This is a genomic window from Vibrio sp. 1727, assembly GCF_033344415.1.
Classification (GTDB): Bacteria; Pseudomonadota; Gammaproteobacteria; order Enterobacterales; family Vibrionaceae; genus Vibrio; species Vibrio alginolyticus.
In genome coordinates this window covers 1-941 of the sequence record NZ_JAWPOT010000119.1, presented here as the reverse complement: position 1 = coordinate 941, position 941 = coordinate 1, and the positions used below count along the sequence as shown (strand labels likewise).

Genomic DNA, 941 nt, shown 5'->3' with positions numbered 1-941 from the left:
CAGTTCCCACTGAGTCATAGCTAACTCATCGAGGTCCGCCGAATAACGCAACGTATCTAAGCCACCATTCATGGCTAAGCGAATGTCTTCAACACGACCTTTCGGCGCTAATTTATTGAGTAAGTCACTGGTTGATTCCGATTCCGGCGCGAGCTTAACGAGTGGAATCAGCGCCTCAATGTCGAGCTGAGAAAGATTGAGCTTCCAGCCATCTGGTTGCCAATCAAAAGCCGCATCAAGTTCAGGCCAGGATTTGTCATCGGTGCGAATTTGAAGTGAGTGACCATTTACTTTCCAACCTTGCTTATCAGGCAAGAGCTTAAACACTCCCGATTCGATAAACAGTTCATGGCGACCATTTTCATTCCATACGAGCTCAGACGGTTGCAGCTCCACGTACGCATAATTAGGTTGGCTGTGTTTGAGAGTCAGCCAGGTATTCAAACTGACCTTGCCAGACTCCGCCCCCGACTCTTCTTGCATGTAAGTGGTAAGCCAAGGCGTTACCGAGACATCTTGCGCACTCACGTAAAACTCACCAGACACATCACGCAGCGAACCATGGTCTTTAAAGTTAGCATTTACTAACAGTGAGTTCAGGCTAGCGTCTGCAATACTGACTGTGCCTTCCGCTAAGTGACGTTTGCCTTGGTTACTCCAGCGAAGCTGTTCAATATCGAGTCGACGAGTTTCGCCCGAGACCGATTTGTACCAGACGCGTGAATTCGTAATGGTGAAGTCTTCAAACTGACGCAGCAATAGTGAGTCCAGCTGATCAATCAGCTTAATTTCATTTTGATCAACATCAGTGGTCGGCTCTTGATTACTCGACGTAGGTAGAAGATCGACCGTGCGAATATCTAATGCCAAGTTATGAATGGTTAAGTCGGCCACGACGGGCTTAAACTGAAGTAACGATTGAATCAAATCGAATTCAATTT

General features: G+C 47.0%; 1 pseudogene. It reads right to left on the bottom strand.

What is annotated here, in order from left to right:
* Nucleotides 1-941, bottom strand: a pseudogene (locus tag R8O10_RS24220) (hypothetical protein); the annotation flags it as partial.